Below are 25,405 nucleotides of genomic sequence, written 5' to 3'. Positions count from 1 at the left end.
GATGGCACCGTCGTTCGGCGGCCTGGTCGCCAGCGGGCTGTCCCGTGCGTCGCTCGCCATCCACCAGCCGCCCACGGACCTGTCGAGCAACTACGGCGGCAAGCTCGGCGAGGTGCGGTTCGAGTTCAACCCGGACCAGCTCCAGCTGAGTCGGTCCGCGAGCTGGTTCACCGAGCAGGCCGTGGCGTACGACCGGGGCGCGCCGCCGAAGTTCACCGGCAGCCAGCCGGCCCAGCTGCAGCTCGAGGTCTTCCTCGACCGGTCCGGCGATCCCTCGTCCAACGACGTGAAGCAGCAGGTGGAGCTGCTGCTCTCGTGTTGCGAGGTGACCCAGCAGAGCATCGGCGCGAAGGCGCCGTCGCCGCCGTGGGTGCAGTTCACCTGGGGTTCGTTCTCGACGGTGCAGTTCGTCGCGTACGTCACCTCGGTCTCGGCGACGTACACCCTGTTCAGTCCCAGTGGCATGCCGATCCGGGCCACCTGCTCGCTGGCGCTCACCGAGATCTCCAGCGCGACCAAGAAGCAGAACCCGACCTCCGGTGCGCTCTCCGCCCGCCGGGTGCACCGGACGGTCGCCGGGGACTCGCTCGCCTCCCTCGCCTGGCGGGAGTACGGCGACGCGACGCGCTGGCGCGTCATCGCCGAGGCCAACCGCATCGACGACCCGATGCGGCTGCGGCCGGGCACGGAACTGCTGCTCCCGTCCACCACCGAAACGCCGGAGACCGAGGGCGCCTCATGAGCGAGAAGACCTTCACCACCGTCCTCCACGTGCAGCTCGACGGCACGCCGCTACCGGACCCGCTCGCGGTCCGCCTGACCGAGGGCTGGGTGGACGCCAGCGTCAACGTGCCGTCCGCCTTCCAGCTGACCTTCAGCGACAAGGACGGCACCCTCACCGCTCTGTTCCCGTTCCTGAGGGTCGGCGCCATGGCGGTGCTGTCCCCGTTCACCGACGGCAAGCTCGGGGAGCCCATGCTCACCGGTGAGGTGACCGCCGTCGAGGTGGACGCGGCGCCGGGCCACGGCCGGTATCTGATCGTGCGCGGTTACGACCCGGGACATCGGCTGCTGCGCAGCCGGCGCGTCGAGGGTTATCCGAACATGACGGCCTCCGACATCGTGCGGAAGCTCGCCGCGCTCAACCGCATCCCGCTCGGCCGGGTCGACGCGACGCCCACCGTGTACGAGCTGGCCACCCAGCCCAACATCACGGACTGGGACTTCCTGTCCCGGCTCGCGAGGGAGAACGACGTCCGGCTCTCGCTCGACCCGGCGGGCAGGCTGGTGTTCGCGGCGCTGCCCGCGGCCTCCTCGGCGCCCGCCGACACCACGCCGGCGGCGGTCAGCCCGTACGTCCTGGACTTCGGCAGCAACACCCTGCAGAGCCGGGTGTCGGTGACGGCCGCCGGGCAGGTCGGCAAGGTCGACGTGCGGGGCTGGGATCCCCGTACCAAGCAGGCGCTGTCCTCTCCGACGCCCGCCGTCGCGAGCAAGGAGATCGTCTCCGACATCACGCCGGCGCAGTTGTCCGCTCCGTTCGGTCCGGCCGAGCTGGCGGCGACGGACACGCCGTTCACGACCCAGTCGGAGGTGACGCAGGCGGCCGCGGCGCTCGCTGACGACGTCACCGGGTCGTTCGCGGAGCTGGAGGTCGCCGTCACCGGCAATCCGGCACTGAAGCCGGGGCAGCCGGTGGCCGTGAAGGGTGCGGGTTTTCCGTTCGAGGGCCGGTACACCGCCACCGGGGTGCGTCATGTCTTCGCCTCGGGGCGGCAGTTCGCGACCTGGCTGACGGTGTCCGGCCGGCAGTTCCGTTCGCTGTACGGGACGGCTTCGGGCGGCGGCGAGGCGGCGCCGCCGATGCCCGGCGTCGCGGTCGCGCTCGTCACCAACACCAAGGACCCGCTCGCGATGGGCCGGGTCAGGCTGCGCTTCCCGTGGCTTTCGGCGACGTACGAGAGCGGTTGGTGCCGCGTCGCCCAGCTCGGTGGGCGCGGTGGTGGCGGGCTCGTCCTGCCGGAGGTGGACGACGAGGTGCTGTGCGCCTTCGACCGGGGTTCCCTGGAGCATCCGTACGTCCTCGCCGGTCTGTACAACGGCGTCGACCGGCACACGCCGGCGACCGACCGGGTCGCGCCCGTCGATCCCACCAGCGGGCGGGTCCAGTGGCGTGCGCTGACCTCGCGCACCGGTCACACCGTGGAGCTGCGGGAGGAAGGCGGCCGGACGCGTGCCTCGCACGGCATCCGGCTGCGTACCGCGAAGGGCGGGCTGAGCGTGGAGCTGAACGAGGCCCGTACGACGCTGACCATCGACAGCGACGGAACGGTCACGATCACGGGGGCCCGGGGGGTCACGGTGGAGTCGGGGACCGATCTGACGCTCTCCGCGAAGGGGCGGATCAAGCTGGACGCGGGGCTCGGCGTGGACATCAAGGCCGGGGCGAAGTTCAAGGTCTCGGCGCTGACCCAGGCCGTGGTCAACGCCCCGGTGTTCGTCACGTCGACCGTCCCGATGCCCAACCCCGTCGCGGCGAACCTGCCGTTCTGAGGACGCAGAGGACAAGGAGGAACCTCCGTTGAGTGAGCATTTCGTCGGCGCGGGCTGGGCCTTCCCGCTGCGGACCGGCCCGAGCGGTGCCATCGCGCTCGTCCGGCGCGACCGCGAGATCGAGGAGTCGATGCGGCTGGTGCTGGCCACGGCGCCGGGCGAGCGCCCGATGCGTCCCGAGTTCGGCTGCGCGGTGCACGAGTTGGTGTTCGCCCCGGTCAACGACGCGACGATGGGCCGGGTCCGGTACGAGGTGATGTCGTCGCTCGACCGCTGGGAGCCGCGCGTCGACGTGGAGGAGGTCACGGTCTCCCCCGCGCCGGGTGAGCCGACCACGCTGTACATCGACGTCCGTTACCGGGTGCGCGGCGCCAACAACCCCCGCAACCTCGTCTTCCCCTTCTACGTCATCCCCTCCGAGGACTGAAAGAGCCGCCATGGCCCTGCCCGCACCCCATCTCGACGACCGGCGCTTCCAGCAGTTCGTCGACGACGCCAAGCGCTACATCCAGCAGGCGTGCCCCGAGTGGACCGACCACAACGTCTCCGATCCGGGCGTCACCCTGGTCGAAGCGGTCGCGCACATGGCGGACCAGCTCGTCTACCGCCTCAACCGGGTCCCGGAGAAGAACCATCTGGCCTTCCTCGACCTGCTCGGCGTGACCCTGTTCCCGCCCGCCGCCGCCCGGGCCGAGATCACCTTCCGGCTGTCCGCGCCGCAGCCGGAGCCGGTGGTGCTGCCCACCGGGACGGAGGTGTCCACCGGGCGTACGGAGACGGAGGAGGCGGTGGTGTTCGCGACCACCGCCGATCTGACCGTCGTGCCCTGCACGTTGACGCACCTCGTCCGCCAGGAGGCCGGGGGCACGCCGGAGGACCGTTCCCAGGATCTGCTCGGCGGCGAGGACGTACCGGCCTTCTCGCCGTCGCCGCGCGTCGGTGATCTGCTGCTGTTCGGTCTCTCCGCCGCCGTGCCGGACTGCCTGCTCGTCCTCGACCTCGACAGCCGGGTGGACGGCGTCGGCGTGGACCCGCGCAGGCCGCCGCTGGTGTGGGAGGCGTGGACGGCGGCCGAGGGCTGGGTGGCGTGCGAGGTCGACGAGGACAGCACGGGCGGGCTGAACCGGCCGGGTGAGGTGGTGCTGCACCTGCCGTCCGGGCACGCGGTGTCGCGGCTCGGCGGGCATGAGGCGGGCTGGGTGCGGTGCCGGGTCGTGGAGCCCGCCGAGGGCCTGCCGTCGTACAGCGAGTCGCCGACGGTACGGGCCGCGGGTGCGTTCACCATCGGCGGCACGGTCCGCGCGGCGCACGCCGAGACGGTGCGCGACGAATCGCTCGGCGAGTCCGAGGGCGTGGCCGGGCAGCGGGTGCGGCTCGCGCACGCGCCGGTCGTGGACCGTCCGCCGCTGCTGCTCCAGGTCGCCGAGCGTGCGGACGGCGGCGCGGACGAGGACGACGAGGCCGGCTGGCAGGAGTGGAGCGTCGTCCGTGACTTCGCCTCGTCACGCCCCGGGGACCGGCATGTCACCCTGGACGCGACCACCGGGGAGATCGCCTTCGGTCCGTGCGTGCGCCAACCGGACGGCACCCTGCGGCAGTTCGGGGCGGTGCCGCCGAAGGGCGCGGCGATCCGCGCGGTGCGGTACGGCACGGGAGGCGGCCGGGCGGGCAATGTGGCCCGCTCCACGATCACCGTGCTGCGCAGTTCCATCCCGTACATCGCGCGGGTGGAGAACCGTGAGGCGGCGCGGGGCGGGGTCGACGGGGAGACCGTCGAGGAGGCGAAGTCCCGGGCGCCCGTCAGCCTGCGGGCCCAGGAGCGGGCGGTCACCGCCAGGGACTACGAGGAGCTGGCGCACCGGGCGGCGCCCGAGGCGGCGAGGATCTCCTGTCTCGCGGCGGACGCGGCCGAGGCGGGCGAGAACGCGGTCCGGGTCCTGGTGGTGCCGCAGGCGGTGCCGGACCGGGGCGGACGGCTGCGGTTCGAGCAACTCGTCCCGGGCGAGGAGCTGCTGTCCCGGGTGACCGGCTTCCTGGACGAGCGGCGTCCGCTGGGCACCCGGCTCGCGGTCGGGCCGCCGTTCTACCAGGGGGTGACGGTGGTGGCGACGCTGCACTCCTTCCGGGCCGCGGAGGCCGAGCGGGTGCGCGCCGAGGCGCTGGACGTGCTGTACGCGTACCTGGATCCGCTGAGGGGCGGGACGCACGGTGAGGGATGGCCGTTCGGGCGTCCGCTGCGGGCCGGGGAGGTCTTCGCCGCGCTCCAGCGGGTGCCGGGGGTGGAGCTGGTGGACGAGGTGCTGCTGCATCCGGCGGACCCCCTGACCGGGCGCAGGGGTGAGACGACGGACCGGATCGAGCTGTCGCCCTCGGCGCTGCTGTTCCCGTTCGACCACCGTGTCCGTGTGATCGAGGCGCGGTGAGCGGGTCGGCGCGGGGCACGGTCCCCGGGCTGGCGACGCCGTACCCGCTGGGGGCGGCGCTGCCCGCGGTCTACGCGGAGGACGACTTCGGGCAGCGGTTCGTGTCCGGTCTCGATGTCGTCCTCGCCCCTCTGTTCACCGTGCTGGACTCGTTGGAGGCGTACTTCTCGCCTGCGCTCGCCCCTGCCGACTTCGTGGACTACCTCGCGACCTGGGTCGGGGCCGAGCTCGACGGCGACGAGCCGCTTCCGCTGCGGCGGCACGCGGTCGCGTCGGCCGTGGCGCTGCACCGGGTCCGCGGCACCCGGCAGGGCCTCGCGGCGGCGGTCCGGCTGGCCTTCGGGGTCCCCCCGGAGATCACCGAGAGCGGGGGTGCGAGCTGGTCCGCCGGGCCGCTCGGTCCGTTCCCGGGGACGCCCGTGGCCGGGCTGCGTGTCGTTCTCCGGGTCGCCGACCCGTCCGCCGTGGATCCGCACCGACTGCGCGCGGTCGTGGCCGCGGCCCGCCCCGCGCACCTGCCGTTCACGGTGTCGGTGACCACTTCCCGTACATCCGAAGGAGCTTGACCCTGATGAGTGACGCGCCCCAGTTCCGTCCCTGCCCGGACTGCGCGAGCCCGGTGCGTACGTCGGACCAGTCGTTCTGTGACAGTTGCGGAGCGTTCCTGCGCTGGGACACGCCGGCCGGCGCTCCGGCCGGGGGGAACCCGCCCGAGGCGGACACGGCGGCCCCGGAGGCGCCGGCCGCCGCGCCCCGACCCGAGCCGTCGTCCGCCCCGGCGGAGGCGACCCCGGCGGCGGCCGGACCGGCGTCGGAAACAGCTCCACCGGCGGCATCGGACGACTCCGTAACCGATCCCGAGGAGGTGACCGCGCCGTTGCCCGCGGTGGACCCGTCCTCGGAGGCGCCCACCGCGGTGGACGGGCCCTCGGACACGCTCGTACGCTCGCTGCTCGTCCCGGTCCCGGGGAGCAGGGCCGGGGAGCCGGCCGTCGCCGCGCCCGTGCTGCCCGCGCGGCCCGAGTCGGCGCGTCCCGCGGTCCGGGCGGCCGAGGCGCCCGCACCGGTCGCGGGCGGCACCCCGTGCCCGGCGTGTGCGCTCGCCAACACCCCGGGCCGTCACTTCTGCCGCTTCTGCGCGACCCCCATGGTCCCGGAGCGGCTCTCCACGGTCGAGGGGCCGTACGCGGGCCGGCGTCCGGGCCTGGCCCGTGACCGGAGCCGCTGGGTCGTCCGCGCCCTGGTCGCCACGGCGGTCGTGGCGGTGGTGGTCGGCGGCGCCGTCGGCGGTCCGCCCGCCGTCCGCGCGGTCCAGGACCACTTCGCCACCCGTGTCCCGGTGCACCCGGTGGCCTGGGCTGCCTCTCACTCGGCGCCGAGGCAGGGTCCGAACATGGTGGGCGACGGGTACTCCAACACCTGGTGGGGCACGGGGTACGCGGGAGACTCGGCCGGACAGTACCTGGAGGCCCGCTTCGCCGAGCCGACCGATCTGCTGAGCGTCCTGATCACTCCCGGCAGTTCGAAGAACACCACCCAGGCGGACGGGCAGGCGACCCCGCGCACCTTCGACCTCGTGGTGAGGGACTCCTCGGGCGAGACGCGGGTCTCGCGGCACCGCATCAACGACGGCGGTACCCAGCGGGTCGACGTGCGGGTGCGTGACGCGCTGTCGGTGCAGCTGGTGCTGCGGACGGCGTGGCGGGCCGACCCGCGGAAGCAGGTGGCCGTCGCGGAACTGGAGTTCTTCGGCAGGTCCGTGTCCTGAGGTACCTGACGGGGAGCGGTGACGGCCGGGCCGGCACACCTGCGGAAGGTCACCGGGAGCCCGCCGCAGCGCGCTCGATGACGAGGAGATCCGGACTTCTTGAGCGTCCCCGTCAATCCTTTGCGCCGCCCGGGGCGCGCTGGTGCGGCGAGCGGGCGGCGCGGTGGAGCGTCGGAAGCGGTCAGGCGGTCTGCGGCGGCGCCGTCGACCCGCGCACCACGAGTTCGGGCTCGAAGAGGAGTTCGCCGGGGTCCGTCCGCGTGCCCTGGATCTGGGCGCAGAGCAGTTCGACGGCGGCCCGCCCCATCGCCTCGATGGGCTGGCGCACGGTGGAGAGCGGCGGCTCGGTGCAGTTCATGAAGGCGGAGTCGTCGAAGCCGACGACGGACACCTGCGCGGGGACCGCGAGTCCGCGGCGACGCGCGGCCCTGATGGCGCCGAGGGCGAGGGGGTCGCTGGCGCAGACGATCCCGGTGACGCCCCGCTCCAGGAGGCGGGTGGCCGCGGCCTGACCTCCTTCGAGCGAGAAGATCGACCGTACGACGTGCTCGTCCGGCAGCGTCCGGCCCGCGGCCTCGGCCACGGCGCGGGCCGCTTCGAGCTTGCGGCGCGAGGGGACGTGGTCCTCGGGGCCGAGGACGAGGCCGATCCGCTCGTGCCCGAGGGAGGCGAGGTGGCGCCAGGCCTGCTCGACGGCGACGGCGTCGTCGCAGGAGACGCAGGGGAAGTCGAGCCCCTTGATGGAGGCGTTGATCAGGACGACCGGGATGTTGCGCTCGGCCAGCTGGTGATAGTGGTCGTGCGGCGCGTCGGCCTGCGCGAACAGGCCGCCGGCGAAGACGACACCGGACACCTGCTGCTGGAGGAGGAGGTCCACGTAGTCCGCCTCGGAGACGCCGCCCTTGGTCTGGGTGCACAGCACCGGGGTGAGGCCCTGCTGCGCGAGGGCGCCGCCGATCACCTCGGCGAACGCGGGGAAGATGGGGTTCTGCAGCTCCGGCAGCACCAGACCGACCAGGCGCGCGCGCTCGCCGCGCAGTTGTGTGGGCCGCTCGTAGCCGAGCACGTCGAGGGCGGTGAGCACGGACTGCCGTGTCGCCTCGGAGACACCGGGTTTGCCGTTGAGCACACGGCTGACCGTCGCCTCGCTGACTCCCACCTTCTTGGCCACTTGAGCGAGTCGTCGCGTCATGAACGCAAGAGTATCGCAAGCCGTGCAAGCGATTTGCGTGGATTCTCCCTCCTTGTGAGTGGTGCGCGCACCTGTTGAGCGGTGGGCCCTTGCCTTCTCTTCCCGAAGGGTTGACGGCCTCAGGGGCACCTCATAACTTCAGGACTTGATAAAAGGCTTGCTGGTGTGGTCCGTGATCCGTGGCACCACGAAACGGCGAAAGGCTTGTCAGGTGCATTACACACTTAGGCGTGGGCTGACGTACCTCCGCGGCGGAGGGCGAAAGCCGCGAGGAGAAACCACCCCGCACACCCGGCCCCGCCGCCTGCGGCCCCTCACCGCACTCACGGCGGGCGCCCTCGTCGCCGGCAGCCTGGTCCTGACCGGGCCCGGCACCGCGCAGGCGGCCGGTGAGCGGGTCGACGTCTGGCTCACCACCACGTCCGACTCCGGCGGCCGTACCGTCACCCGTGGTCTGGCCCCGCAGGCGCCCCTCGCGTTCGGCCCGGCCGGCGGCGCCGCCACCCACACGATCACCGTCGACGAGGGCACCACCTACCAGCAGTTCGAGGGCGGCGGCGCGTCGATCACCGACACGACCGCCCATCTGCTGCGCGGGGGCGCCGTCAGCGCCGCGACCCGCGACGAGGTGATGCGCAAGCTCTTCTCGCCGACCGAGGGCATCGGCCTGTCCTTCGTCCGCAACCCCATCGGCGCCTCGGACCTCTCCCGCCCGGGGAACGTCTCCCTCGACGACACCTGTTGCGACCTGAACGACTTCGGAACCAACGGCTACGACACGAACGTCCGGCTGCTGACCGCACAGGCGAAGCAACTCAACCCGGCGCTGCGGGTGAAGGGCGTGCCCTGGAGCGCCCCCGGCTGGATGAAGGACAACGGCCGCATGGACCAGATGGGCTGGCTGAAGGCGGAGTACTACCCGCTGTACGCCCAGTACCTGGTCAAGTACGTGCAGAGCTACCAGGCGGCCGGGGTGAAGGTCGACTACGTCTCCGTGCAGAACGAGCCGAACTGCTGCCAGGCCGGCAACCCCACCGCCATGAACTACCCGGGCATGAGCTGGAACCCGGCCGGGCTCGTCGAGTTCACCAAGAACCACGTCTACCCGGCCTTCCGGGCCGCCGGCCTCACCACCAAGGTCCTCGTGCACGACTGGAACTACGGCGACTACGCGAACTTCGGCGCCGGGATCCTCGGCGACGCGGGCGTGCGCAACGACCCCCTGTTCGGCGGCATCGCCTGGCACGGCTACTTCGGCGACCCGGCCGTCGGCACCCAGGTCCACCAGCAGTACCCGGCGGTCAAGCAGTTCAGCACCGAGCACTCGGGCGGCACCTGGATCGCGAACCAGCACAACGAGGACCTCAAGGACATCGTCGACTACGCCCGCAACTGGAGCGGCAGCCTGGTCAAGTGGAGCCTCGGGCTCAACCAGAACATGGGCCCGCACAACGGCGGCTGCGGCACCTGCACCGGTCTCATCACCGTGCAGGAGGGCGGCGCCCGCGCCGGACAGGTCGACTACACGATCGAGTACTACACGACGGGCCACCTCACCAAGTTCGTCAGGCCCGGGGCGTACCGCATCGCCTCCACCGCCAACGGCACGGTCCAGAACGTGGCCTGGCGCAACCCCGACGGCTCCAAGGCGCTGATCGCCCACAACGGCGGCACGTCCGCCCAGTCCGTCCGGGTCGACTGGGGCGGCCAGTCCTTCACGTACACGCTGCCCGCCCGGACCACCGCGACCTTCACCTGGGCGGGGACGCCCGGCGGCGGGACCGGAGCCGGCCCGCTGACCGGTCTGGCCGGGAAGTGCCTCGACGTGGCCGGCGGCGCCACCGCCGACGGCACGCCCGTCCAGCTGTACGGCTGCAACGGCACCGCCGCGCAGCGCTGGACGCTCGCCGCCGACGGCAGCGTCCGGGCGCTCGGCAAGTGCCTGGACGTCACGGGTGGTGCGACGGCCGACGGCGCCCAGGTCCAGCTGTACAGCTGCAACGGCACCGCGGCGCAGCGCTGGACCTATGACGCCGCCACGCACGACGTCGTCAACACGGGCGCGAACAAGTGCCTGGACATCACCGGCAACTCCTCCGCCGACGGGACCCGCGCGCAGATCTGGACCTGCACCGGCGGGGCCAACCAGAAGTGGACCCACACCCCGGCCTGATCCGCGGCCCTCTCCGCACCCGTCCGTCCCCGACCCCACAGGCCCCGCCTGTCCTAGGAGCCCGTATGCCCCCCGCACGTCCCCGCAGGACGGTGAGCGCGGCGGTGATCGCCGCGACCGCCGTACTCACCGGTCTGCTCACCGGCGGTCTGCCGAGTGCCGCCGCCCAGGAACCCGCGCCCCGAGCCGTCGACCGGTTCGAGGGTGAGGTCCCGTTCGCCTCACCCCCCGCGGAAGGCCTCTTCACCTGGGGCAACGCCGCCGAGTCCCACCCGGAGCTGGCACTGAGGGAGCGTGCCGACGCGCCCGAGGGCGCCAAGGTCCTCGAAGGCCGCTACGACATCAGCGGCTGGGGCGGCTTCACCCATGACTTCGCCTTCGACCGGCCGGCCCACGACTGGACCGCGTACAAGGGCATCCGGCTGTGGTGGTACGGCCAGAACACCGCGCCGCTCCCTCCCGGCTCGGGCAAGCGGATCGCCCTGGAGATCAAGGACGGCGGGGCGAACGGCGAGGCGTCGGAGCTGTGGACGACGTCCTTCACCGACGACTGGGAGGGCTGGCACCTCGTCGAGATCCCGTTCTCCGAGTTCACCTACCGGACCGACTACCAGCCCGTCGGCGGCATCGACCAGGTCCTCGGGCTCGACCGGATGTGGGGGTACGCCGTCACCCTGCCGACCGGCGGGCCGGGAACCTTCGCCCTCGACGGCGTGGAGCTGTACGGCACGGCCGAACCGGCTCTCACCACCAAGGTGGTCACACGATCCGTCGTGCACCCCGTCGACGAGGGCGGCAGCGCCCGGGTCGACGTCTCGGTGGCCACCACCGGCTCCGGTCCGGTCGGTGAACCCGTCACCGTCACGTACGAGACGGACGCGGGCGGCAGCGCCGAGGCGGGGAAGGACTACCGTCCCGTCAGCGGCAGCGTCGTGTTCCCCGCCGGGACGCCCTCCGGCACGACCCGCTCGATCACCGTGCCGACGCTGAAGGACGGCGCCGCCGAGTCCGCCGAGACCGTCCCGCTCCGGCTGACCGTCGACGGCGCGAAGGCGCCCGCGGAGAACCCCCTGGTCGTGGTGAACGCGCACGGTCTGCCGTACCTCGACACAAGGCTGCCGGTACGCAAGCGGGTCGCCGACCTGCTCTCCCGGATGTCCCTCGCGGAGAAGGCCGGCCAGATGACGCAGGCCGAACGCAACGCGCTGCGTGCCCCCGGCGACATCGCCGGGTACGCGCTGGGGTCCCTGCTCTCCGGCGGCGGCTCGGTCCCGACCCCCAACACGCCCCAGTCCTGGGCCGCGATGGTCGACGCGTACCAGCTGCGCGCGCAGGCGACCCGATTCCAGATCCCCCTGATCTACGGCGTGGACGCGGTCCACGGGCACAACAACGTCATCGGGGCGACGATCATGCCGCACAACATCGGCATCGGCGCCGGCCGTGATCCGGAGTCGGCCGCGAGGACCGGCGCCGTGACGGCGAAGGAGGTACGGGCCACCGGGGTGCCCTGGGACTTCGCCCCCTGTGTCTGCGTGACCCGCGACGAGCGCTGGGGCCGCTCCTACGAGGCCTTCGGCGAGGACCCGGCGCTCGTCACCGCCATGGAGACCGTCATCAACGGCATGCAGGGCGCGCGCAACGGAAAGGACCTCGACCGGAACGACAAGGTGCTCACCAGCGCCAAGCACTTCGTGGGCGACGGCGGCACCACCTTCGGCTCCTCCACCACCGGTTCGTACACGATCGACCAGGGCGTCACCGAGGTCACCCGCGCCGAGCTGGAGGCGGTGCACCTCGCCCCGTTCGCCGAGGCGGTGAAGCGCGGCACCGGCACGGTCATGCCCTCGTACTCCTCGCTGGACGTCCTCGGTGACGACCAGGGGCCGGTGAAGATGCACGCGAACGCCGAGATGATCAACGGGGTGCTCAAGGACCGCATGGGCTTCGAGGGCTTCGTCATCAGCGACTGGCAGGCGATCGACCAGATCCCCGGCGACTACCCCAGCGACGTCCGTACCTCGGTCAACGCCGGACTCGACATGATCATGGTGCCGACGAACTACCAGGAGTTCACCCGGACCCTCACCGCCGAGGTCGAGGCGGCCCGGATCTCCACCGCGCGGATCGACGACGCCGTCGCCCGCATCCTCACCCAGAAGTTCCGCCTCGGCCTGTTCGAGAAGCCGTACGCGGACACGACGAACCTCCCCTCGATCGGATCGCCCGAGCACCGCGCCGTGGCGCGCGAGGCCGTGGCGAAGTCGCAGGTGCTCCTCAAGAACGAGGGCGGGGTCCTGCCGCTGAAGCCGTCCCAGAAGGTGTACGTGGCCGGGTCGAACGCCGACGACCTCGGCAACCAGGCCGGCGGCTGGACCATCAGCTGGCAGGGCTCCTCCGGCCGGACGACCACCGGCACCACCATCCTCGAAGGGATGCGCGCGGCCGCGCCGGACGCCGACATCGCCTGGTCGAAGGACGCCTCGGCGCCGACCGAAGGCTACGACGCCGGTGTGGTGGTGGTCGGCGAGACCCCGTACGCGGAGGGGTTCGGCGACGTCGGCAACGGCAACGACCTCGACCTCACCCCCGCCGACAAGGCGGCGGTCGACAAGGTCTGCGCGGCGATGCCGTGCGCGGTCCTGGTCGTCTCCGGGCGACCGCAGCTGATCGGCGACCGGCTGCCGGCCATCGACGCGCTCGTCGCGTCCTGGCTGCCCGGCACGGAGGGCGCCGGTGTCGCCGACGTGCTCTACGGCAGGCGGCCGTTCACCGGCCGGCTTCCGGTGACCTGGCCGAAGTCGGAGGCGCAGCTGCCGATCAACGTGGGTGACCGCCGCTACGACCCGCAGTACCCGTACGGCTGGGGCCTGACGACGCTCACCCCGGCTCCGTCCGGAGGCGAGCCCGCCCTGCGGGCGGCCGGTGTCGCCGCCAAGGTGCTCCAGGCGGCGGGACGCGGCGGCTCCCCCGAGGGACGGAAGCTCGTCGGGGTGGCGCGGCTGATCGTGCAGAAGAAGATCGGCCAGAACCTCTCGGAGGCGGTGGCGAAGCCGTTCGCCGAGGCGGACCATCTCCTGCTCACGGGCGACCTGGTGGGCGCGGTCGGGAAGCTGACGGAGGCCTACCGGGCGGCCGGCTGACGGAAGGCTGTCCGGAGGGACATCCGCACCCGGGGCGCTCGGCGCCCCGGGTGCGGATCCCGTACGAGGGGCTCCCTCCGGTCAGGTGTGGATCCCGTACGAGGGGCTCCCTCCGGTCCGTCAGCCCGTGGTGCCGGGGATCTGGAGCGCCCGGGAGTTGCGGTCCCAGCCGGACCACAGGGCGCCGTCGACGCAGGCTCCGCAGCCGGGGCCGAAGAACATCCCCCGTGCGTTCTCGTCGCCGAGGAGCCAGAAGCGCAGCCAGGCCGTGGTCGGGGCGCGGAAGTCCCCGCCGTCCCCGATGGAGTCCAGGTGCCCGGCGCCGCGGACCTCGCCGTACACGGCGGGGACGTGGTCCGAGTCCCGGTACAGGGCCTTCACCAGGGCCGGCCAGACGGTGAGGTCACGCTGGCCCGCCAGGTAGAAGACGGGTTCGTCCATCAGGTCCGGGTCGGTCAGCGGCCCCGGCTGGATGGGCAGAGCGGTGTCGACCCGCGGGTCGACGGCGGCGTTGACGGCGGCGGCACCGCCCTGCGAATGACCGGCGGAGGCGATGTGGTCCAGGTCCACCTTGCCGTGGAACGGGCTGGCGCCGTCCGCGTTCCGGTGCTCCAGGACGTCGATCCCGGCGCGCATGCTGAGCGCGAAGTTCGACGTGGGCGTGTTGGCGGCGGCGACGATGAAGCCGTGGCTCGCCCAGTGCCGCAGCAGCGAGCTGTAGAAACCGGGCACCGCGCCCGTACCGTTGCCCCAGATGATCACCGGGTGCCGCTCGCCCGACCGGCCCATGTCGCGCGGGTGGTAGAAGGTGTGGACCGCCTCGATGTCGACGCTCACCTCGTACGGTCCGGGCCGTCCCCAGTCGGTTCCGACGGACGGGACCGTCCCGGTCGTCCTCGGGTCGTCGACGGCGGCTCCGGCGGTCCCCGGCGCTGTTCCCACCGCCATCAGCGCGGCGAGCAGGAGGCCGCTGACGACGCGGCCCGTTCTCCCTGGCATACGAACTCCTTCACGGATCCGGCACGTTGCGCGTCCTCGCAAGCGTGACCAGAGCCATGATCGAGCGCACCGGGCCGGCTGTCTGTCCGCAGGAGCCCAGTCCTCGCGGGCGCCGCTTGGGCACCTGCCCACGGCACGCCGCCGCCCCCGCCGAATCCGTGGTTCGGCGGGGGCGGCGGGAGTGCGCGTCGGCTCAGCCGGCCAGCAGCTGGAGCGTGTCGATCACACGGTTGGAGAAGCCCCACTCGTTGTCGTACCAGGCGACGACCTTGATGTGGCGGCCCTCGACGCGGGTGAGCTCCGAGTCGAAGATCGACGAGGCCGGGTTGCCCGTGATGTCGGAGGAGACCAGCGCGTCCTCGGAGTACTCCAGGACACCGGCGAGCGGGCCCTCGGCGGCGGCGCGGTACGCGGCGAGGACGTCCTCGCGGGTCACGTCGCGGGCGACGGTGGTGTTGAGCTCGACGATCGAACCGACCGGGACGGGCACGCGGATCGAGTCGCCCGACAGCTTGCCGTCGAGGTTCGGCAGCACGTGGCCGATCGCCTTGGCGGCGCCCGTCGAGGTGGGCACGATGTTGACGCCGGCGGCGCGGGCGCGGCGCGGGTCGCGGTGCGGGCCGTCCTGCAGGTTCTGCTCCTGCGTGTAGGCGTGGACCGTCGTCATGAAGCCGTGCTCGATGCCGGCCAGGTCGTCGAGGACCTTGGCGAGGGGCGCGAGCGCGTTGGTCGTGCAGGAGGCGTTCGAGACGATCGTGTGCAGGTCCGCGTCGTAGGCGTCGGTGTTGACGCCGTAGGCGAGGGTGACATCGGCACCGTCGGCGGGGGCGCTGACCAGCACGCGCTTGGCACCGGCGTCGATGTGGCCGCGGGCGGCCTTGGCCGAGGTGAAGCGGCCGGTCGCCTCCAGGACGATCTCGACGCCGAGCTCGGCCCAGGGCAGCTGCGCCGGCTCGCGCTCGGCGAGCACCTTGATGCGGCGGCCGTCGACGACGAGGGTGTCCCCGTCGACGCTCACCGGGCGGCCGAGGCGGCCCGAGGTCGAGTCGAAGGCGAGCAGGCGGGCGAGGGCCTTCGGCTCCGTCAGGTCGTTGACGGCCACGACCTCGAGGTCCGTGTCGCGCTCCAGCAGTGCGCGCAGCACGTTGCGTCCGATGCGGCCGAATCCATTGATGGCGATGCGAGTCATGAGGTGTGTCCCTTTCTGCGTCGCCACCAGACTCGCTCGGCGGGACCCGTCTCGACAGAGGCGGGATCGCCACGGTCCGCAAGGATCGCGCCACGGGTCGGGATCGGCTATTCGCCCTTGGCGAAGGTCCGCCGGTACTCGCTCGGCGTGGTGCCGAGGATGCGCTGGAAGTGCAGACGCAGATTCGCTCCGGTGCCGAGCCCGACGTCGGCCGCGATCTGCTCGACGCTCCGCTCCGACCGCTCCAGGAGCTCACGGGCGAGGTCGACGCGGGCGCGCATCACCCACTGCATGGGGGTGTAGCCGGTGTCCTCCACGAAGCGCCGCGAGAACGTGCGGGGTGAGACGGCCGCGTGGTGGGCCAGGGCGTCGAGGGTGAGCGGCTCGCCGAGCCGGTGCAGTGCCCACTCGCGGGTCGCGGCGAACCGTTCACCGAGCGGCTCGGGCAGGCTGCGCGGCACGTACTGGGCCTGGCCGCCGCTGCGGTACGGGGCGGCGACCAGGCGGCGGGCCGCGTGGTTCGCGGCGGCCACGCCGAGGTCGCCGCGCAGGATGTGCAGGCACAGGTCGATGCCGGACGCGGCTCCGGCCGAGGTGAGCACACTGCCCTCGTCGACGAAGAGGACGTTCTCGTCGACCTGGACGAGGGGGCGTTTCGCGGCGAGCGCCTGGGTGTAGTGCCAGTGGGTGGTGGCGCGTCTGCCGTCGAGCAGGCCGGTCGCGGCGAGCGCGAAGGCGCCGGTGGAGATGGCCGCGAGCCGCGCGCCCCGGTCGTGGGCCGCGATCAGGGCCTCCACGACGGCCGGCGGCGGGTCCTCGCGGTCGGGGAAGCGGTAGCCGGGGACGAAGACGATGTCGGCCCACGCGAGCGCGTCGAGGCCGTGGGCGACGGCGTACGAGAGTCCGTCGCCCCCGGTCACCGGTCCGGGTTCCGCGCCGCACACCCGTACCTCGTACGGCATGCTCGCGCGGGTCGTGAAGACCTGGGCGGGGATGCCGACGTCGAGCGGCTTCGCCCCTTCGAGTACGAGGACGGCGACGCGGTGGAGGCGGGGGGCAGGTGGCACGGGTTCGAGCGTACGTGGCGGGCCGCCCGGTCCGGTCACCCGCTCACCTGTGCACGAGGTGGGCGGGACCGGGCCACCCGCCCCGGTGACCGCTCACCTCGTGCACGAGGTGGGCGGAAGGATCCGCCTCCGCCTCGTCACCTGATCATCGCGTCACCGTCCATTTCTGGTTCGCGGCGCCGGTGCAGGTCCAGATCTGGAGCCGGGTGCCGTTGGCGGAGCTGTTGCCGGTGGCGTCCAGGCACTTCCCGGACTGCGGGTTGACGATGTCCCTGGCCGCGTTGGCGGTCCAGCGCTGGGCGGCGGTGCCGTTGCAGTCCCACAGCTGGACGGGGGTGCCGTCGGCGGTCCCGGCGGAGGTGACGTCGAGGCACTTGCCGAGTGCCCGTACGGTTCCGTCGGTTCCCACGGTCCACTGCTGGGCGCCGGTGCCGTTGCAGCCGTAGAGCTGGACCGGGGTGCCGTTGGCGGTGTTCGCTCCGGCCACGTCGACGCAGGCGCCCCCGATGCCGGTGATCGGGCCCGCCGCGCCCGGACCGTCGCTGGTGGTGACGCGGACGTGGTCGACGACGAGTTGCTGCGGGAAGGCGGTCGAGCCGTCCGGGTCGCCGGGCCAGTAGCCGCCGACGGCGAGGTTGAGAATGAGGAAGAACGGCTTGTCGAAGACCCAGGCCCGGCCACCGAGATCGGCGGGCGTACGGGTCTGGTAGACGGTCCCGTCCACGGACCAGGTGATCCGGCCGGGCGACCAGTCCACGGCGAAGGTGTGGAAGGCGTCGGCGAACGCCTGGCCGCCGGGCAGGGTGTAGCCGGCGCCGATGCCTCCGGCGCCGGAGTAGCCGGGGCCGTGCAGGGTGCCGTGCACGGTGGACGGTTCGAAGCCGACGTTCTCCATGATGTCGATCTCGCCGGAGGCGGGCCAGCCGACCTGCCCGAGGTCCTCGCCGAGCATCCAGAACGCGGGCCACATACCCTGGCCGCGCGGCACCTTCATCCGGGCCTCGACATGGCCGTACCGGGTGGTGAACTTGCCGGCGGTGTTCAGCCGCGCCGAGGTGTACTCGCACCGGCCGTACCAGCACTGGTAGTTGCCGGGGTTCTCCTTGCGGGCGGTGATCACCAGGTGCCCCTGGCCGTCGAGGGCGGCGTTGTTGCTGCCGGCCGTGTAGTACTGCCGTTCGTGGTTGTTGACGTTGTCGCCGGTCTCGATCTGCCACCGCGAGCTGTCCACGGGGCGTCCGGCGGCCCCGTCGAAGTCGTCGGAGAAGGTGACGGCGGCGGCCCCGGCGGCGGGTTCGACGGCGGCGGCGGGACCGGTGGGGCCGAGGCCGAGCGCCGCGGCGGCGACGGCGAGGGCGAGGGCCGTCACGGCGGTGAACAGCGGCCGCCTCGGGGAGCGGGAGGAGTGCATGACTCTCTCTTCCGTGGATGTGGGGGGAGGGAGGAATGAGTGTCATGGGCATGACACTCATTCCTCCCGGGAGGGGCCGCGCGGGAGTGCGAACGGCCCTACTTCGTCACTCCATGATTTAAGGAGTGAGGTAAGGGGGCGTCAAGGGGTGGGAGCACCCTCGCGTCACCCTCAGCCGGGATTGCCCGCATGGGTGAGCGTCTCCCAGGCCGTGAAGAGGTTGTCGGTGCCCGCGGGCCGCTTGGACTCGGTGAGGTTCTGCGTGTTGGTCATCGCGTATCCCATGCGGTGGTGGAGCGCGTTGAAGCCCACTTCGGTCACCGGCCCGAGATGGTCCTTGAGCACCCCGCCGCAGAGCTGGCCCGGGACCGGCTGCCCCAGCTCGTACTTGCTGTGGAGCCCGAGGGCGTGGCGCAGCCGGTCTGCGACCTCCGGGTAGAGGTCCTGCCCCTGGATGCGGCTCGTCTCGGCGATGTGCGCGATGGCGGCGAGCCCGTAGCCGGTGTGGGTGAGGTCCCGGCACGTCTCCTGGGTGAGTCCGTCGACGAAGGTGGTCTGACCCTGCCAGTACCGGACGATCTCGTCGCGCGTGTCGAGGCCGCTGCCCGGCGCGGTCTTCGGCAGGGCGCCGTCGCTCGTCAGGTAGATGTACGCGGGGACCCGGCCGCGGAACGTGGCCACGGCCTTGTCATAGGCGGCGCGGTCCTCGAGGAAGACGGCGATGCCGATGGCGGCCTCCGTCATGCTCAGCTCCCAGTTGCCGTTGGAGTGGGAGCCGTTCGCGACCTCGGGGAGGTAGACCGTGCGCAGCATGGTCTTGAAGCGGTCGACCCGGGCCTGGGGCCAGCTCGTGGAGGTGTAGCGGATGATCTCGGCGGCACGCGGCCAGGAGGAGCCGGCCCAGCCTGTCTGGAGGGGCGCGTTGGAGTTGGTGTGATCCGTGATCACGCCGGACCAGGCGTCCATGATCTCGATCGCCTTCTGGGCGTAGCGGCTGTCCCGCGTGACGTACCAGGCGAGGGAGAGCGTGTACGCGGCGAGAGCGTCCTCGCGTTCGTCGGTGCAGCCGTTGTTCGGGTTCGAGTACGAGCCGCACTCCACGACCGAGCGGGGCTTCGGAACGCGGGACAGGGAGGCGTATCGGCTCGCCATCATGCGGTCGAAGGCGGCCTTCCAGGGCTGAGCCCCGGCGTTCACCTGCTGGCGGGTGAAGTCGAGTTGTCCCCGGGAGACCAGCACGCCGGGGTGGACGAACGTCGTGGGGGCCGCTTCGGCGCGGCCGCCTCCGGGGCCGGCGGTCAGGGCGGCCAGGAGTACGGCGACGAGCAGGGGGACGGCGAGCAGCACACTCCTTCCGGTGCGGTTCGTGGGGGAACCATCGCGCCATCTGGACATGGGGTTGCCCTCTCTTCAGATATGTGAACAGCTGACAGCTGTCGAGGCCGGAACCTAAAGGTCTGAACCAGAGGCGTCAAGGGGCCTGAACGGATGTCGGACGAACCGTTCGACCGGCTCGCGTCCGGTGCGCGGCTCAGCACGCCGTACGATTCCCCACGTTGTCATCTACACCGCCCGAAGGAGATTTCCCATGGCCCAGGTCACGCTGAAGGGCAACCCGGTACAGGTCAACGGCACCCTGCCCACCCCGGGCAGCCAGGCTCCTGACTTCGCGCTCGTCGCCGAGGGCCTCGCGGACAAGTCGCTGAAGGACTACGCCGGTCTGCGCAAGGTCCTCAACATCTTCCCGAGCATCGACACGCCGACGTGCGCCTCTTCCGTCCGCGCGTTCAACAAGAAGGCGAGCGAGGTCGAGAACACGGTGGTGCTCTGCATCTCCGCCGACCTGCCCTTCGCCCAGGCGCGCTTCTGCGGCGCCGAGGGTCTGGAGAACGTGAAGAACCTCTCGACGCTCCGCGGCCGTGAGTTCCACACCAACTACGGCGTGGAGATCGCGGACGGCCCGCTGGCCGGCCTCACCGCCCGCGCCGTCGTCGTCCTCGACGAGAACGACAAGGTGCTGCACGTCGAGCTCGTGAACGAGATCTCCGACGAGCCCACCTACGACGCCGCGCTCGCCGTCCTGAAGTAGGCGCCGGGCCCCAACCGGACCACGCCGCACCGAGAAGCCCCTCCGCCCACATGGCGGAGGGGCTTCTCGCGCGCGGCGTCCACGACAGGAGGCGGACGGCGCTCCCGGAAACCGGAGGCGGTCGGTCCGCACGGGAGCCGGAGGCCGTCGGCCCGTGGGTGCGACGGAAGCGCGGGCTCCGTAACCCGTTCCCCGTGTCAGGAACCGATTCCGGACGTTGGCACTCATGATCCATGGGTACCGGGGGCCAGGCCCGGCCGGCCCTCCCCCGCCCCGCGGTGCACCACAGCCGTGCACCGTGCCGAACGATCCCGAAGAAGTCGAGGAATCACCGTGCCCCTGCCGTCGCACCGACGTCTGGCCGTGAGCGCCACCCTGATCGCCGCGCTCGCCGCGAGCATCGCCCCCGCCACCAGCGCGTTCGCCGCCACCGCCCCCGTCTCCCCCACCGTCGCCGAGACGACCCCCGCCGTCCCCGCGCCCGACATGGACGGCGTCGTCGCCGCCCTGAACTCGGCGATGGACAACGGCGCACCGGGGGCGATGGCCCGGTTCACCGGCCCCGACGGGGTCCGCAGCCGGACCGTCGGCGTCCAGGACCGTGCCTCGGGCGCGTCGATGGACATCAAGGCGCGTTTCCGGATCGGCAGCGTCAGCAAGACGTTCTCCACGGTCGTGCTCCTGCAGCTGGTGCAGGAGGGCAAGCTGGAGCTGGACACGCCGGTCAACACCTACCTGCCCGGTCTGCTGCCCGACGACCGCATCACGGTCCGTCATCTGCTGACGCACCGCAGCGGGTTGGCCGACTACACGAACGCCATGTTCGCGAACACCGTGCCGGGCTTCGAAGCCGTACGGAACCGGGTCTTCAGCTACCAGGAGCTCGTCGACCTCTCCCTGAGCGAGCCGCGCACCACCGAGCCCGGCGTGTCCTACAAGTACTCGAACGCCAACTTCGTGGTGGTCGGCATGCTCATCGAGAAGGCCACGGGCCGACCCGTGTCCGACGCGTACGAGCGCCGTATCTTCAAGCCGCTCAAGCTGCGCAAGACCTCGTACGTCCACCCCGACACCCGGATCAAGGGCACGCACGTACGCGGCTACCTGCACCCCGACGAGGCCGGCGGCGCCCTCGTGGACTCCACGGAGCAGACCGTCTCCTGGGCCCAGTCGGCCGGGGCCGTGATCTCCAACCCCGCCGATCTGAACACGTTCACCAGCGCCCTGATGCGCGGCCGGCTGCTGTCCCCGGCGATGATGCAGGCGATGACCACCGTCACGCCGACCGACGCCACCAACACCCGTTTCTACGGGCTCGGTCTGCGGCGCTACGACCTGTCGTGCGGCACGCAGGTGTACGGGCACACGGGCACCGTGCAGGGCTTCTACACGTACGCCTTCTCGACCCGTGACGGCCGCCGCAGCCTCTCCGCGGTGGCGAACACCTCCAACCACGGCGCCGCCAACACGGCTCTCGGCGGAACGCTCGAGGCCGCGTTCTGCGGAAAGAAGCCCGCCGCCACGGCGTCCTCGCGCGCCGCCGCGTCCGCCGCCCGTGACCTCACGTCACTGCCGGCCGAGCGGGACCTGCCCGAGCGGCACTGACCCCTCTCCGACGGGCGCGCCGGAGGGGCTCAGGCCTCGTACTCGGTGAGGTCGATCGAGTAGACGCGCAGGGGGACGTCGAAGGCCGGGTGGTTCGTCTCGCGCTCCGCGGTCATGCCGAGCTTGCCGATGACGTTCTCGGAGGCCTGGTTGCTGATGTGCGTGATGGCGACGACCCGGTCGAGCCCGCGGTCCTGGAGAGCGAACTCCAGGACCGCGTGGGCGGCCTCGGAGGCGTACCCCTGGCCCCAGAACGGCCGGCCGAGACGCCAGCCGATCTCCACGTCCGGCATCACCTCCGGCAGGAACTCCGGGACGGACAGGCCGGCGAAGCCGATGAGCTCGCCCGAGGCGATCAGCTCGACGGCGAAGAGCCCGAAGCCCTCCTCGTCCCACTCCTCCTCGTACCGCTCGATGTCCTCGGCGGTCTGTTCCAGGTCGCGGACCGAGCCGTCGCCGATCCAGCGCATGACCTCGGGATCGGCGTTGATCTCGGCCAGCGGGACGAGGTCGTCGTCGCTCCAGCGTCGCAGGATGAGGCGGGGGGTACGAATTTCGGTCATGGCCCCATCCTGACGCACGGAGCGACCCCTCACTCCACCGGCTCCCCCGGGGCCCGCCGCCCCGCCCCCGACGCCCGGGCGGTGCCTACGCGGTGGTGCGCGCGAGGTCGGCGGGGTCGGTGTTGGCGCCGCAGAGGACGACGCAGATCTTCTCGCCCGGTGCGGGACGGTAGCCGTGGTCCCCGGAGCCGGACCGGTCCGGGGCGGTGAGGGCGGCCAGGGCGGTGGCGGCGGCGTGCTCCACGGCGAGGCGGCGGTCGTCCCACAGCTCCCCGCGGACGCGGACGATCTCCGCGTCCGGGACGAGGACGGCGCGGACGCCGTCCTGCCGGGCGGATTCCAGGGCGGTGGCGGAGACGCGGCGCGCGCCGAGCGAGTCGGCGGCGACGGAGTCGACCCCCACGTCGACGGGCCGCCCGGCCCGGAGGGCGGCGTCGAGGGCTCGGCAGTTCTCCGGTTCGACGGCGACGGTCCGGATGCCGTGGTGCCGGGCGGCGGTGGCGACGCCCGCGAAGAGGCCGCCCCCGCCGACCGAGACGACGACGGTGTCGAGATCCGGGATCCGCTCGTGGATCTCGTCGAGCAGGGTGCCGGCCCCGGCGGCGATCAGGGGGTGGTCGTAGGCGTGGGAGGCGAGCGCCCCGGTCTCGGCCGCGAACGCCTCGCAAGCGGTCAGCGCCTCCGCGTACTCCCTGCCGACGAGACGTACGTCGGCGCCGAGGCCGAGGAGCTTGTCGGCCTTCACCCTGGGGGCGGTGGTCGGCAGGAAGACCGTGGCGGGGACGCCCTGGCGGAGGGCGGCCCAGGCGCAGGCGAGGCCCGCGTTGCCGCCGGAGGCGATCGTGACCCCGGCGGCGGGGAGCGTGCCCGCCTCCCGATGGGCGAGGAGGAAGTTCTGCGCGCCCCGGGCCTTGAAGGAGCCGGTGTGCTGCATGAGTTCCAGCGCGAGGTGGAGCCTGTACGGCTCCGCGCCGGAGGCGGGGCCGTCGCCTCGTCCGGGCTCGGCCCGGGTGATCGTGACGGGGCGGACGTGGCCGGCGATCCGGTCGGTGGCGGTGGTGATGTCGGCGTACGTGAGGCTGGGCACCGGAAGCTCCTGGAAGGGGTGGGCGGGACGCGGGAAAGAGCGGCCGCCAACCCCGTGGTCCCACGGGTACGGACGGCCTCCGGCCCCGTCAGTCGCCGTCGTGGCCGGGGGACGGCGACGGGGTGGCCGACAGTGCGCGGGCGAGCGCCGTGGCGAATCCCTCCGCGTTGTCCAGCATCAGGTTGTGACCGGCGCCGGGGACCTCGATCACCGGGACACCCATCCCCTCCGCCTTCTCCGCGTCGGGGTCGGGCCGGCTGAACTCGCCCAGCAGGAAGGTCCGGGGCAGCGGCAGAGCAGCGAGGAGGTCACCCGGCGCGGGCACGCTGCCCTCGACGAGGGCGGTCGCGCTGCGGTGGACGGCGCGCGGGTCGGCGAGGCGCAGCCGGGCGGCGTAGTCGGCGCGGCGGGCCAGGGCCAGCATCCGGGCGAACCCCGACGCCACGAACGTGTCCTCGTCCTGGGCGGCCACCGGGGAGCTGAACGCGCCGCCGCCCGCGTACAGGTTCGGCTCCGCCACCACGAGCCGGGCCACGAGGTCCGGGCGCGCCGCCGCGAGATGGATCGTGACGGCGCCGCCCATGGAGTGTCCGACCAGGTCCACGCCCGTGAGACCGAGGTGGTCCAGGACGGCGGCCACCGCCCCCGCCTGGGACTCCATGCGGTAGTCGAAGCCCGCGGGCCGGTCGCTCAGCCCGTGGCCGAGCAGGTCCACGAGCAGCGCCCGGCCGCCACCGAGGGCGGGGTGTGCCGCGATGTGGGCGAAGTCGGATGCCGCCGTGCACCCGAGCCCGTGGACGAACACCCGGACGGGCCCGTCCCCGGGCAGGTCGATCCACCGGATGTACGCCTCGTGGTCGGTGAGGAACAACTCCCGCATCCCGATTGCTCTCCCTGTGTCGCCACTCGTTCGGTCAGGAGCCACCCTAGGAGTCGGCACTGACACCCGGGGCCCCGGCCCCTGGCGACACGTCCGATAGCGTCTCAGGGGAAACGGCAGTCGGCCGGTGTCCCCGCACATCCCCGGAAGGATCCCCATGCCCCTCGAAGGCGAGTACGAGCCCAGCCCCTCGACGTGGGTCCGTGACCAGGTCGAGCTGTACGAATCGTCCGGCGGCACCCAGGGCACGACGATGCGCGGCCTGCCCGTCGTCCTGGTCACCACGGTCGGGGCGAAGAGCGGCAAGCTCCGCAAGACCCCGCTCATGCGGGTCGAGCACGAGGGGGCGTACGCGCTCGTCGCGTCGAACGGCGGAGCGGTGAAGCACCCCGTCTGGTACCACAACCTCGTCGCCTCGCCGCTCGTGGAGCTCCGCGACGGCACGCGCGCGTGGGACATGAAGGCCCGCCTGGCCACCGGCGAGGAGCGCCAGGCCTGGTGGGAGCGGGCCGTGGCCGCGTTCCCCGACTACGCGGACTACCAGCGCAACACCGACCGGGAGATCCCCGTGTTCATCGTCGAGCGGACGGCCTAGGAGCGAGCGGATAGCGGCGGGCCTGAGGTGTCCGCCGCTCGGGGCTTCCGGGCCGGTCCTGTTCTCGCCCTGGTCAGGCCGACCCCCACCAGGACGACCGCCATGCCCGCCATCACGCGTGCCGTCAGCGGCTCGTCGAGGACCAGGGCGCCGAGGGTCACGGAGACCACCGGGAGCAGGTAGCCGACCGTGGCGGCGGCGGTCGGGCCCTCGTCCGCGATCATCCGGTAGTTCAGGTGGAACGTGAGCCCGGTGGCGAAGATCCCGAGGACGACGACCGCGAGGATCCCGGTCCAGGTCACCGTCGCCGGCCCGCCGACCGGCAGGACCGGCGTGCTCAGACCGGTCGCCGTGAGCAGTTGCGCGGCGGAGAGCGCCAGTGGGGCGGTGCCCCGGCCGGTGAGGTGCCGCGCCATGTACGCGAAGGCCACGGCGTAGCTGGCGGAGGCGCCGAGGAGCGCGAGGGCGCCCCAGCTCGTCAGGCCGGAGCCGTGGCTCCAGGGCGCGAAGATCAGCAGGACGCCGGCGAAGCCGAGCACGAGGCCGGCCGTACGGGCGGCGCGCAGGGGGCGTTCGGAGCCGAGGGCGAGCCCGATGAGCAGGGACCAGAGGGGGGTGGTCGCGTTGAGCACGCCCGCGACACCGCTGTCCACGGTCTGCTCGCCGAT

General features: G+C 72.4%; 21 protein-coding genes. 11 read left to right on the top strand and 10 right to left on the bottom strand.

Going from position 1 to position 25,405, the window contains the following annotated elements; translation table 11 throughout:
• The first annotated feature begins 1 nt into the window (after position 1).
• Genes AMK29_RS18735 through AMK29_RS37655 form a run of 6 tightly spaced genes read left to right on the top strand, consistent with a single transcriptional unit; the run spans position 2 to position 6,744 of the window.
• Positions 2-742 (top strand): CIS tube protein, encoded by a 741-nt coding sequence (locus AMK29_RS18735; RefSeq protein ID WP_073814299.1) that lies wholly within the window; start codon positions 2-4, stop codon positions 740-742.
• Complete coding sequence (locus tag AMK29_RS18730; RefSeq protein WP_073814297.1) at positions 739-2,553, top strand: VgrG-related protein; 1,815 nt, start codon at positions 739-741, stop codon at positions 2,551-2,553. Before AMK29_RS18735 ends, AMK29_RS18730 begins: the two co-directional genes overlap by 4 nt.
• Positions 2,554-2,581: 28 nt before the next feature.
• Positions 2,582-2,980, top strand: coding sequence for a GPW/gp25 family protein (locus tag AMK29_RS18725; protein ID WP_073814295.1), 399 nt, complete (start codon positions 2,582-2,584; stop codon positions 2,978-2,980).
• Between the two features lie 10 nt (positions 2,981-2,990).
• The gene (locus AMK29_RS18720) at positions 2,991-4,976 is read left to right on the top strand and encodes a putative baseplate assembly protein (protein WP_073814293.1); all 1,986 of its coding nucleotides are present in this window, start codon (positions 2,991-2,993) and stop codon (positions 4,974-4,976) included.
• Positions 4,973-5,542: a phage tail protein gene (locus AMK29_RS18715; protein ID WP_073814291.1), complete on the top strand. Its 570-nt coding sequence runs from the start codon at positions 4,973-4,975 to the stop codon at positions 5,540-5,542. The genes AMK29_RS18720 and AMK29_RS18715 overlap by 4 nt, the downstream gene beginning before the upstream one ends.
• 5 nt (positions 5,543-5,547) lie before the next feature.
• Entirely contained in the window at positions 5,548-6,744 is a 1,197-nt protein-coding gene (locus AMK29_RS37655; RefSeq protein ID WP_158071327.1) for an NADase-type glycan-binding domain-containing protein, read from the top strand.
• Positions 6,745-6,925: 181 nt separating this feature from the next.
• Here the strand turns inward: AMK29_RS37655 and AMK29_RS18700 are convergent, their stop codons facing one another.
• Positions 6,926-7,936: a LacI family DNA-binding transcriptional regulator gene (locus tag AMK29_RS18700; RefSeq protein ID WP_073814285.1), complete on the bottom strand. Its 1,011-nt coding sequence runs from the start codon at positions 7,934-7,936 to the stop codon at positions 6,926-6,928.
• 304 nt (positions 7,937-8,240) lie between these two features.
• Here AMK29_RS18700 and AMK29_RS18695 point away from each other — a divergent pair, with 304 nt between their 5' ends.
• Positions 8,241-10,109 carry a lectin gene (locus tag AMK29_RS18695; RefSeq protein WP_073814796.1) on the top strand — a complete coding sequence of 623 codons (1,869 nt, stop codon included), beginning with the start codon at positions 8,241-8,243 and terminating at the stop codon, positions 10,107-10,109.
• Positions 10,110-10,174: 65 nt separating this feature from the next.
• Positions 10,175-13,252, top strand: coding sequence for a glycoside hydrolase family 3 protein (locus AMK29_RS18690; RefSeq protein WP_073814283.1), 3,078 nt, complete (start codon positions 10,175-10,177; stop codon positions 13,250-13,252).
• Positions 13,253-13,372: 120 nt separating this feature from the next.
• Here the strand turns inward: AMK29_RS18690 and AMK29_RS18685 are convergent, their stop codons facing one another.
• From AMK29_RS18685 to AMK29_RS18665, 5 genes are all read right to left on the bottom strand, one after another.
• On the bottom strand, positions 13,373-14,251 hold the full coding sequence (locus tag AMK29_RS18685) for a poly(ethylene terephthalate) hydrolase family protein (protein ID WP_073814281.1): 879 nt from the start codon (positions 14,249-14,251) through the stop codon (positions 13,373-13,375).
• Positions 14,252-14,444: 193 nt separating this feature from the next.
• Positions 14,445-15,440 carry a type I glyceraldehyde-3-phosphate dehydrogenase gene (gap, locus tag AMK29_RS18680; RefSeq protein WP_073814279.1) on the bottom strand — a complete coding sequence of 332 codons (996 nt, stop codon included), beginning with the start codon at positions 15,438-15,440 and terminating at the stop codon, positions 14,445-14,447.
• Positions 15,441-15,547: 107 nt separating this feature from the next.
• Entirely contained in the window at positions 15,548-16,507 is a 960-nt protein-coding gene (locus tag AMK29_RS18675; protein ID WP_073814793.1) for a GlxA family transcriptional regulator, read from the bottom strand.
• A 145-nt stretch (positions 16,508-16,652) separates the two neighbouring features.
• Positions 16,653-17,918 carry a glycoside hydrolase family 16 protein gene (locus AMK29_RS18670; RefSeq protein ID WP_073814277.1) on the bottom strand — a complete coding sequence of 422 codons (1,266 nt, stop codon included), beginning with the start codon at positions 17,916-17,918 and terminating at the stop codon, positions 16,653-16,655.
• A gap of 171 nt (positions 17,919-18,089) precedes the next feature.
• Positions 18,090-19,313 carry an alginate lyase family protein gene (locus tag AMK29_RS18665; protein ID WP_073814275.1) on the bottom strand — a complete coding sequence of 408 codons (1,224 nt, stop codon included), beginning with the start codon at positions 19,311-19,313 and terminating at the stop codon, positions 18,090-18,092.
• 193 nt (positions 19,314-19,506) lie between these two features.
• Between AMK29_RS18665 and tpx the strand changes: the two genes are divergently transcribed.
• Positions 19,507-20,007, top strand: coding sequence for a thiol peroxidase (gene tpx / locus AMK29_RS18660; RefSeq protein ID WP_073814273.1), 501 nt, complete (start codon positions 19,507-19,509; stop codon positions 20,005-20,007).
• 333 nt (positions 20,008-20,340) lie between these two features.
• On the top strand, positions 20,341-21,612 hold the full coding sequence (locus AMK29_RS18655) for a serine hydrolase domain-containing protein (RefSeq protein WP_073814271.1): 1,272 nt from the start codon (positions 20,341-20,343) through the stop codon (positions 21,610-21,612).
• Positions 21,613-21,641: 29 nt separating this feature from the next.
• On the opposite strand, the gene AMK29_RS18650 is transcribed toward AMK29_RS18655, so the two are convergent.
• The 3 genes from AMK29_RS18650 to AMK29_RS18640 all read right to left on the bottom strand — a co-directional run bounded on the left by AMK29_RS18650 (position 21,642) and on the right by AMK29_RS18640 (position 24,142).
• A complete protein-coding gene (locus tag AMK29_RS18650; protein ID WP_073814269.1) occupies positions 21,642-22,175 on the bottom strand; it encodes a GNAT family N-acetyltransferase in 534 nt (177 codons plus the stop codon).
• Positions 22,176-22,260: 85 nt separating this feature from the next.
• A complete protein-coding gene (locus AMK29_RS18645) occupies positions 22,261-23,262 on the bottom strand; it encodes a threonine/serine dehydratase (protein WP_073814267.1) in 1,002 nt (333 codons plus the stop codon).
• An 88-nt stretch (positions 23,263-23,350) separates the two neighbouring features.
• Positions 23,351-24,142 carry an alpha/beta fold hydrolase gene (locus tag AMK29_RS18640; protein WP_073814265.1) on the bottom strand — a complete coding sequence of 264 codons (792 nt, stop codon included), beginning with the start codon at positions 24,140-24,142 and terminating at the stop codon, positions 23,351-23,353.
• 157 nt (positions 24,143-24,299) lie between these two features.
• Between AMK29_RS18640 and AMK29_RS18635 the strand changes: the two genes are divergently transcribed.
• Entirely contained in the window at positions 24,300-24,737 is a 438-nt protein-coding gene (locus AMK29_RS18635) for a nitroreductase family deazaflavin-dependent oxidoreductase (RefSeq protein WP_073814263.1), read from the top strand.
• On the opposite strand, the gene AMK29_RS18630 is transcribed toward AMK29_RS18635, so the two are convergent.
• On the bottom strand, positions 24,734-25,405 hold a 672-nt coding region (locus AMK29_RS18630; protein WP_241845490.1), incomplete at its 5' end, for a DMT family transporter. The two genes, AMK29_RS18635 and AMK29_RS18630, sit on opposite strands and share 4 nt — an antisense overlap.

The sequence above is a fragment of the Streptomyces sp. CB02261 genome (assembly GCF_001905665.1).
In the GTDB taxonomy this organism is placed as follows: domain Bacteria; phylum Actinomycetota; class Actinomycetes; order Streptomycetales; family Streptomycetaceae; genus Streptomyces.
The sequence above is the reverse complement of the archived record's forward strand: the minus strand, read 5'-3'. Positions and strand labels throughout refer to the sequence as shown.

What these genes read in the sequence shown, in the direction of transcription:
- AMK29_RS18735 (WP_073814299.1), top strand. Translation starts at nt 2, where the DNA reads ATGGCACCGTCGTTCGGCGGCCTGGTCGCCAGCGGGCTGTCCCGTGCG.
- AMK29_RS18730 (WP_073814297.1), top strand. Translation starts at nt 739, where the DNA reads ATGAGCGAGAAGACCTTCACCACCGTCCTCCACGTGCAGCTCGACGGC.
- AMK29_RS18720 (WP_073814293.1), top strand. Translation starts at nt 2,991, where the DNA reads ATGGCCCTGCCCGCACCCCATCTCGACGACCGGCGCTTCCAGCAGTTC.
- AMK29_RS37655 (WP_158071327.1), top strand. Translation starts at nt 5,548, where the DNA reads ATGAGTGACGCGCCCCAGTTCCGTCCCTGCCCGGACTGCGCGAGCCCG.
- AMK29_RS18700 (WP_073814285.1), bottom strand. Translation starts at nt 7,936, where the DNA reads ATGACGCGACGACTCGCTCAAGTGGCCAAGAAGGTGGGAGTCAGCGAG.
- AMK29_RS18690 (WP_073814283.1), top strand. Translation starts at nt 10,175, where the DNA reads ATGCCCCCCGCACGTCCCCGCAGGACGGTGAGCGCGGCGGTGATCGCC.
- AMK29_RS18685 (WP_073814281.1), bottom strand. Translation starts at nt 14,251, where the DNA reads ATGCCAGGGAGAACGGGCCGCGTCGTCAGCGGCCTCCTGCTCGCCGCG.
- gap (WP_073814279.1), bottom strand. Translation starts at nt 15,440, where the DNA reads ATGACTCGCATCGCCATCAATGGATTCGGCCGCATCGGACGCAACGTG.
- AMK29_RS18670 (WP_073814277.1), bottom strand. Translation starts at nt 17,918, where the DNA reads ATGCACTCCTCCCGCTCCCCGAGGCGGCCGCTGTTCACCGCCGTGACG.
- AMK29_RS18665 (WP_073814275.1), bottom strand. Translation starts at nt 19,313, where the DNA reads ATGTCCAGATGGCGCGATGGTTCCCCCACGAACCGCACCGGAAGGAGT.
- tpx (WP_073814273.1), top strand. Translation starts at nt 19,507, where the DNA reads ATGGCCCAGGTCACGCTGAAGGGCAACCCGGTACAGGTCAACGGCACC.
- AMK29_RS18650 (WP_073814269.1), bottom strand. Translation starts at nt 22,175, where the DNA reads ATGACCGAAATTCGTACCCCCCGCCTCATCCTGCGACGCTGGAGCGAC.
- AMK29_RS18640 (WP_073814265.1), bottom strand. Translation starts at nt 24,142, where the DNA reads ATGCGGGAGTTGTTCCTCACCGACCACGAGGCGTACATCCGGTGGATC.
- AMK29_RS18635 (WP_073814263.1), top strand. Translation starts at nt 24,300, where the DNA reads ATGCCCCTCGAAGGCGAGTACGAGCCCAGCCCCTCGACGTGGGTCCGT.